We start from the raw sequence: 265 nt of genomic DNA on the forward strand, positions 1-265 counted from the left end.
GTTCTATCAACTGCTCGCAGTCTTCGTTGGTTAGTTTGGCATTCATGACCAAGCGAATACGAGCGGTGTTCGCAGGAACGGTAGGTGGTCTGATGGGCAGCGCGTAAAACCCTGCTGCTTGTAATTGTTGCGCTTTGGCAATAGCACGTCCATTATCGCCCAGTATATAGGGGATAATGGGTGAGTCGTAGCGGATATGTTGAGTGATTGGCGAGGTGTGATGTCGTTGTGCAATGGCTTGACTGAGCTTTACAGAGATCTGAGC

Annotated in this window: 1 protein-coding gene; it reads right to left on the reverse strand. The window is 49.8% G+C overall.

Annotation, left to right across the window (positions count from 1 at the left end):
* Positions 1–265, reverse strand: a 265-nt coding sequence (locus tag AAEZ09_RS28475; RefSeq protein WP_350601687.1) for an aminotransferase class I/II-fold pyridoxal phosphate-dependent enzyme, incomplete at both ends; no start/stop codon positions are given.

The organism is Pseudomonas sp. 65/3-MNA-CIBAN-0223, from assembly GCF_040310425.1.
Taxonomy (GTDB): Bacteria; Pseudomonadota; Gammaproteobacteria; order Pseudomonadales; family Pseudomonadaceae; genus Aquipseudomonas; species Aquipseudomonas gregormendelii.